This is a genomic window from Streptacidiphilus melanogenes, assembly GCF_000787835.1.
Lineage (GTDB): Bacteria > Actinomycetota > Actinomycetes > Streptomycetales > Streptomycetaceae > Streptacidiphilus > Streptacidiphilus melanogenes.
The window spans coordinates 87,819-94,486 of sequence record NZ_BBPP01000033.1 but is presented as its reverse complement, the minus strand read 5'-3'; the positions used below and the strand labels follow the sequence as shown (position 1 = coordinate 94,486).

The 6,668-nt window shown below is 69.6% G+C and carries 7 protein-coding genes; 2 read left to right on the top strand and 5 right to left on the bottom strand.

Features of this window, described 5'->3' with window-relative positions; translation table 11 throughout:
- Positions 1 to 237 precede the first annotated feature (237 nt).
- Complete coding sequence (locus tag TR49_RS28400) at positions 238 to 1,605, top strand: L-serine ammonia-lyase (protein ID WP_042386716.1); 1,368 nt, start codon at positions 238 to 240, stop codon at positions 1,603 to 1,605.
- Positions 1,606 to 1,728: 123 nt separating this feature from the next.
- Here TR49_RS28400 and TR49_RS28395 read toward each other — a convergent pair whose 3' ends face one another.
- A complete protein-coding gene (locus TR49_RS28395) occupies positions 1,729 to 2,229 on the bottom strand; it encodes a hypothetical protein (protein ID WP_152627500.1) in 501 nt (166 codons plus the stop codon).
- A 141-nt stretch (positions 2,230 to 2,370) separates the two neighbouring features.
- On the opposite strand from TR49_RS28395, the gene TR49_RS28390 reads away from it, so the two are divergent.
- Entirely contained in the window at positions 2,371 to 2,691 is a 321-nt protein-coding gene (locus TR49_RS28390) for a MazG-like family protein (RefSeq protein ID WP_042386714.1), read from the top strand.
- Here the strand turns inward: TR49_RS28390 and TR49_RS28385 are convergent.
- The 4 genes from TR49_RS28385 to TR49_RS28370 form a co-directional block, all read right to left on the bottom strand.
- Positions 2,618 to 3,550, bottom strand: coding sequence for an oxygenase MpaB family protein (locus TR49_RS28385; protein ID WP_042386713.1), 933 nt, complete (start codon positions 3,548 to 3,550; stop codon positions 2,618 to 2,620). The genes TR49_RS28390 and TR49_RS28385 overlap by 74 nt on opposite strands.
- Positions 3,551 to 3,873: 323 nt before the next feature.
- Entirely contained in the window at positions 3,874 to 4,383 is a 510-nt protein-coding gene (locus TR49_RS28380) for an ATP-binding protein (RefSeq protein ID WP_042386712.1), read from the bottom strand.
- Positions 4,384 to 4,528: 145 nt separating this feature from the next.
- Positions 4,529 to 5,305: an enoyl-CoA hydratase/isomerase family protein gene (locus TR49_RS28375; protein WP_042386711.1), complete on the bottom strand. Its 777-nt coding sequence runs from the start codon at positions 5,303 to 5,305 to the stop codon at positions 4,529 to 4,531.
- A gap of 117 nt (positions 5,306 to 5,422) precedes the next feature.
- Positions 5,423 to 6,652, bottom strand: coding sequence for a L,D-transpeptidase (locus TR49_RS28370; RefSeq protein WP_042386709.1), 1,230 nt, complete (start codon positions 6,650 to 6,652; stop codon positions 5,423 to 5,425).
- Between the last annotated feature and the right edge of the window lie 16 nt (positions 6,653 to 6,668).

Sequence of the window (6,668 nt, the reverse complement as noted above, 5' to 3'; positions counted from 1 at the left end):
TGGCTTCGACGAGGCCAAGGCCGCCGAGCTGTCCGCCCGCGTCAGCGCGCTGGCCGCCAAGCACCCGCTGTACCCGGACCTGTAAGCCCCAGGTACCGGACAGTTCATCGCATATAGGTGGGGGCACCGCGCACACTGGAACCTGACAGTGCGCGCGGTGCCCCTACCCATGACACCGCCCGAGCTGCTCAGCGGTGTCTCTGTTTCCTGCCCCACCCACAAGACAAGGGCGTCCTCGTGGCCATCAGCGTCTTCGACCTCTTCTCCATCGGCATCGGCCCCTCCTCCTCGCACACGGTCGGCCCGATGCGGGCGGCGCGCATGTTCGCCCACCGGCTGAAGGCCGAGGGCCAGCTGTCCGACGTCGCCTCGATGCGCGCCGAACTCTTCGGCTCCCTCGGCGCGACCGGCCACGGCCACGGCACGCCCAAGGCGGTCATGCTGGGCCTGGAGGGCAAGTCGCCGCGCACGGTGGACGTCGCCCAGGCGGACCTGGACGTCGAGCAGATCAAGGCCAGCAAGCGGATCGCGCTGCTCGGCACGCACGAGATCCCCTTCGACCCCGACAGCGAACTGGTCCTGCACCGCCGCCGCTCGCTGCCGTACCACGCGAACGGCATGACGCTCAGCGCCTACGACGCGGCGGGCGCTGCGCTGCTGGAGAAGACCTACTACTCGGTCGGCGGCGGCTTCGTCGTCGACGAGGACGCGATCGGCGCGGACCGCGTCAAGCTCGACGACACCGTCCTGAAGTACCCGTTCCGGACCGGCGCCGACCTGCTGCGCCTGACCAGCGAGACCGGGCTGTCCATCTCCTCCCTCATGCTGGAGAACGAGAAGGCCTGGCGCAGCGAGACGGAGATCCGCACCGGCCTGCTGGAGATCTGGTCCGTGATGCAGGAGTGCGTGCGCAACGGCATGAACCACGAGGGCATCCTCCCGGGCGGCCTCAAGGTCCGCCGGAGGGCCGCGTCGGCGGCGCGGGCACTGCGGGTCGAGGGCATCGGCCCGGCCAACGCGATGGAGTGGGTGACCCTCTACGCCATGGCCGTCAACGAGGAGAACGCGGCCGGCGGCCGCGTGGTGACCGCCCCGACCAACGGCGCGGCCGGCATCATCCCGGCGGTCCTGCACTACTACCTGAACTTCATTCCCGGCGCGGACGAGGACGGCATCGTCCGCTTCCTGCTCGCCGCGGGCGCGGTCGGCATGCTCTTCAAGGAGAACGCCTCCATCTCCGGCGCCGAGGTCGGCTGCCAGGGCGAGGTCGGCTCCGCCTGCTCCATGGCCGCCGGCGGCCTCGCCGAGGTCCTCGGCGGCACCCCGGAGCAGGTCGAGAACGCCGCCGAGATCGGCATCGAGCACAACCTCGGCCTCACCTGCGACCCCGTCGGCGGCCTGGTCCAGATCCCCTGCATCGAGCGCAACGGCATGGCGGCCGTCAAGGCCGTCACCGCCGCCCGCATGGCCCTGCGCGGCGACGGCCGCCACCACGTCTCCCTCGACAAGGCCATCAAGACGATGAAGGAGACGGGCGCCGATATGAAGATCAAGTACAAGGAGACCTCCCGCGGCGGCCTCGCGGTCAACGTCATCGAGTGCTGAGCGCGCGGGGTGGCACGCAACTGCCGTGCAGGGCGTGCCACCCCGCAGCACGATCCCCATGCCCGCCGAGTGTCCACGGCCGGAAGTGCGCCGCCGCCGTGATCGGCAGCGAGCGCGGCGAAGTCAGCGGGATCCGAGCGTGTCGAGGTAGCGGTTCACCAGCTCCTCGAGAGGTCCGCCACCGAGCTTCGCCGCCAACTGGCACACCAACAGCCCCGCGGCCGACCGGAACACGAGCTCGGCGGACTCCATGTCGTACCCCGCCGCGACGATGTCGAGTTCCCCGCCGCGGAGGTCGAATGCGCGCAGCTGCTCCGTGGCACCTTCGACGACCGCATCCCGGAAATCGAGCGGCAGCCCCGTAAAATACGTCGTACGGGCGCCCGGCAGAGTCATCGGAAATCCCTCACCGAATTCGACCTGGTCCGCCGAGATCCGCACCACGCCACCGCGGCCCCCGCCCACCGACCGGTAACCAGCGCCGAGGAAACCGCGCAACCTCATGCCTCCCAGGTGACGGTCAATCTCGACACCGAGACCGATGGCGACGGCATCCGGTCCCGTTCCATGGGCCACGGAGGAGAAGTCGTCAAACCTGACGTGCCAGTCGCGCATTCTGTTCATGGCGTGCACTGCATCCCTGCAAATAGAGCCGACAATCACGTGGTTGGGCGGTCACGCAGGCCAGCGGGACCCTAGCAGTTGAAACGCGGCGGCATCGGCAGAGGGACAGGGCGGGCCGCCGGCGTCGCCTACCCTGGGGCCATGAACGACTCCGCGTGGGCGACCATCGCCGAACTCAACCGCTGGCTCACCAGGGACAGCGAACTGCCGGAGCAGACGCAGAAGATCCTGCAGATTCTGAAGATCTCCGAGGAGGCCGGGGAGGTCGCGGAGGCGGTGATCGGGGCGACCGGGCAGAATCCGCGGAAGGGGTTCTCGCACAGCTGGGAGGACGTGGAGAAGGAGCTGTGCGACGTGATCATCACCTCGATGGTGGCGCTGACCCAGCTCAACTCCGAGGCGGGCGAGCTGTTCGCGGAGCATCTGCAGCGGGTGCGAGAGCGCGCGCTCGGGCTGTCGTGATGACGACGGAAGGCTCGCAGCCGTAGCGCAGCGCCGCGGCGAGGGTGCGGACGGCCGCGCGGTCGCGGGAGACGCGGAGCGCGCCGTGGCGCGGGAGGTGGAGTTCGGCGGCGGCCCAGGACGGGAGCAGGTCGGCGCCGCCCGCGACGAGGACGCGCAGGGCGATGCCACGGACACGGTCCTGGACGAGCGCACCCGGCGTGAGCAGGAACTCGACTGCGGCGAGCGCCGCCTCGGAGGCGGCGAGGCTGGGTCGCACGGCGCGCAGGTAGGCGCGCACCTCGGCCAGTGAGCGCGGGACGCCGGTCGCGCCCAGGCGTTCGGCGACGAGGGCGTACTCGTCGAAGTAGCGGTCCTGCTGAACATGCGTCAGCGGGGTTCGGGCGTACCGCTGGTAGCCCGCGAGGAAGCAGGCCGTCTCGGCGACGTGCACCCAGCGCAGCAGCTCAGGGTCGGCGGCGTCGTACGGGCGGTCGTCCGGTGCGACGCCGCGGACGCGGTCGTGGACGCGGCGCACCCGCTCGATCGCGGCCTCGGCCTCGGCGGTGGAGCCGTAGCTGGTGACGGTGACGAAACCCGCGGTGCGGTTCAGGCGGTCGATCGGGTCCTCCCGGTAGCGGGAGTGCTGGTCGACCCCGGCCATGGCGAGCGGGTGGAGCGACTGGAGCATCAACGCGGCGACGCCGCCGGTGAACATGCCTGGCATGTCCCCGTGGACCAGCCAGACGACGCTGTCGGGCCCGAACAGGCCCGGATCACCGTCGGGGCGGTCGTAGCGCGTGTGGTCGAGGCCCGCGCCGTGGACGGTGGCGTAGACCTGGCGCTGGATGCGCTGCCGGATGAGGTCGCGAGCTCGCACGTTTCCGTAGTACCTGAAAGATCCAAGGTTTGCCAGGGTTGCATGCAAGGGAAAGATAAGTGAATAGTCAAAACTACCTTGTGATGCACGGCACGCCGCGTAGCAATCGTAGCATTTGTCCGATTTGTCGCTTTGCTCATAGCGTGCGCCACATGCCATAGTCGGTGCCGGAACGCCTCCGACCCGAGCGCGTCCGACGCCGGCGCGGCGATACCCCCTTGGCCGCGCAGCAAGCCCAATGCAGGGGCCCCATGATCGAACGCGATCCAGGGGCCCCGCATTGTCTTTCCGGCGCCCCCGCACCCGCCTTCAGTCTCCGCGGGCTACGCCACCGCGGGCCGCACCCTGAGCTCGAACCAGACCGACTTGCCCCGCGACAGCACGTCCACACCCCAGCGGTCCGCGAGTTCGTCCACCAGGCAGAGGCCGCGACCGGCCTCGTCCTCGGGGTCACCCTTGATCAGACAGGGCAACGCCCTTGACGGGTCCCGCAGTTCGACCCGGATCCGCCCCGATCCACGCAGCAGGCGCAGCACGAAGGTGCGCCCGCCGGTGTGCCGGACCGCGTTCGCGACCAGCTCCGCGACCAGTTGCTCCGCCACCTCACCGTGGCCGCCCAGCCCCCAGGACTCCAGGGCGGACAAGGTGAGCCGACGGGCGTGCGCGGTGACGCCCGGAGCTGCGACTAAAGGAGTGCCGTCGCCCTCGGGCGAGAGCAGCCGGGCCAGGCTCTGGAGCTCCTCGTCCAGCTCGCCCAACCCGACGATGTCGACCAGCCCCGACCGCTCGTCGATCACCCTCTGCTCCCGTACCACTTCGCCCTGTACTGCCATGTCCCCATGATGGCGCGTCAGACGGCCCCGCGGGAGCGCATTGGCCAAAAAATCATCGATTGCTTCGGGCATATGCCAAATTGCTTTGCATACGCCCAGGTCGCCAGGGCAGGCTTCCGAGCCCAGCCCCTGATCAGTGGACTGATCAGTTGAACTTGGCCTTGCCCGGGCCCTGTTCGACGAAGCTGCGCATGCCGATCTCACGGTCCTCGGTCGCGAACAGGCCTGCGAAGAGATTCCGTTCGATGGTCAGACCGGTGTCCAGGTCCGTCTCCAGACCGCGGTCCACGGCCTCCTTGGCCGCCCGCAGGGCATATGCCGGGCCGGCTGCCAGCTTGGCGGCCCACGCGCGGGCGGTCGCGAAGACCTCCTCCGCCGGGACGACGTAGTCGGCCAGGCCGATCCGCAGCGCCTCCTCCGCGTCGACCATCCGGCCGGTGAAGATCAGGTCCTTCGCCTTGGCCGGACCGACCAGGCGGGAGAGACGCTGGGTGCCGCCCGCGCCCGGGATGAGGCCGAGCAGGATCTCCGGCTGGCCGAACTTGGCGTTGTCCGCGGCCACCCGGATGTCCGCGCAGAGCGCCAGCTCGCAGCCGCCGCCCAGGGCGTAGCCGGTGACCGCCGCCACGACCGGCTTCGGGATCCGCGCCACCGCGTCAAAGGACCCCTGCAGCGCCGGGCCGCGCTCCACCATGTCGGTGTAGCCCATGCGCTGCATCTCCTTGATGTCGGCGCCGGCCGCGAAGACCTTCTCGCCGCCCCAGATGACGACCGCGCGCACGTCGGTGCGGGCGGTGGCCTCCTCGGCGACCTCCTTGAGCTGGTCCTGCATCGCGATGTCGAGCGCGTTCATCTTCGGCCGGTCGAGCCGGATCACGCCGACGCCGTCCGCGTCGACCTCGAACGTCACGAAGCGGTCCATCTTCAGTGCCTCCCTGGCGGGACGTGGGTGCATGCGCAGGCGCAGAGTGAACCGATGTTAACGCGAACGGGCCACCGCGTACGCGGTGGCCCGGCTCACATCATGTCGCGGTGACGGTCAGTTGGAGGTCCAGGCCGACCAGTCCATGTTCCAGCCGTTCAGGCCGTTGTCCGGCTGCACGATCTTGTCCGGGGAGTTGACCACCTGGACCACGTCGCCGATGAGCGAGTGGGCGTAGAACCACGCCGCCGGCATGTTCGGGTCGCCGCCGCCCTGCTGGTCCTGCAGGCCCACGCAGCCGTGGCTGGTGTTGGCACTGCCGAAGGTCGAGGCCGGACGCCAGTAGTTGCCGTGCACGAAGGTGCCGGAGGTGGTGAGCCGCATCGCGTGCGGGACGTCCTTGATGTCGTACGCGTTGCCGAGACCGACCGTCTGCGAGTTCATGTCGATGGTCGGGTACTTCTCGGTGATCACCATCTTGCCGTCGTAGGTGGTGTGATCCGGGTCGCCGAGGCTGGCCGGCAGCTTCCGCAGCACCGAGTTCGGGCCGTTGTAGACGGTGAGGCTGTGCGCGTTGTTGTCAGCGACGCTGACCTGGTAGCGGCCGATGGTGAAGCTGACGTCCTTGTCCTGCTTGCCGTAGCCGAGCTGGCCGGTCCGGACGCCGTTGAGGTGCAGGTGCAGGGTGACCTTGGTGCCCGGGGCCCAGTACTGCTGCGGACGGAAGTCCAGGCGGTTGTTGCCGAACCAGTGCCCCTCGACGTCCACGGACGGGTCGGCGGTCACGGTGACCGCCTTGAGGACGGAGGCCTTGTACTGGTCGGCCACGACGGAGGTGAAGTTGAGCGAGACCTCCATGCCGACGCCGTAGGTCGCGCCCGGGTCGACGTTGAAGTTGGCGACGTTGGTCGCCGCAGGCGTCAGCGTGGTGAAGGTGGAGCGCTCGGTGACGCTCTTGCCGGTGGAGTCCGCGGCCGTGGCCACCACGCTGTACCGGGTGCCGGTGTGCAGCGGTCCGGCCGGGGTCCAGCTGCTGCCGTCGCCGGCCATCGAGCCGTCGACCTTGCTGCCGTCGTTGCCGGTCACGGCTATCTGTGTCAGCTTGCCCTGCGCGGCGCTGATCTTCAGCGTGCCGTTCGTGTCGACGCCGGTCGACCCGTCCTTCGGAAGGATCGTCACGGTGGCGGCGGAGTTGGCCACCGCGGTCGCGCTCGCGCCGCCGCCCGCGCCGCCGGATCCGGAGTGCCCGGTCGTGGCACCGGCGCCGCCGCAGGCGCTGGCCGCGAGTATCGCGGCACCCGTCGCCATGCCGAGCAGAACCCGTCGAACCTTGCTGTGCGCGAACAACGTCTCTCCCCTCCCG

What these genes read in the sequence shown, in the direction of transcription:
- TR49_RS28395 (WP_152627500.1), bottom strand. Translation starts at nt 2,229, where the DNA reads ATGAACAGAATGCGCGACTGGCACGTCAGGTTTGACGACTTCTCCTCC.
- TR49_RS28380 (WP_042386712.1), bottom strand. Translation starts at nt 4,383, where the DNA reads ATGGCAGTACAGGGCGAAGTGGTACGGGAGCAGAGGGTGATCGACGAG.
- TR49_RS28390 (WP_042386714.1), top strand. Translation starts at nt 2,371, where the DNA reads ATGAACGACTCCGCGTGGGCGACCATCGCCGAACTCAACCGCTGGCTC.
- TR49_RS28375 (WP_042386711.1), bottom strand. Translation starts at nt 5,305, where the DNA reads ATGGACCGCTTCGTGACGTTCGAGGTCGACGCGGACGGCGTCGGCGTG.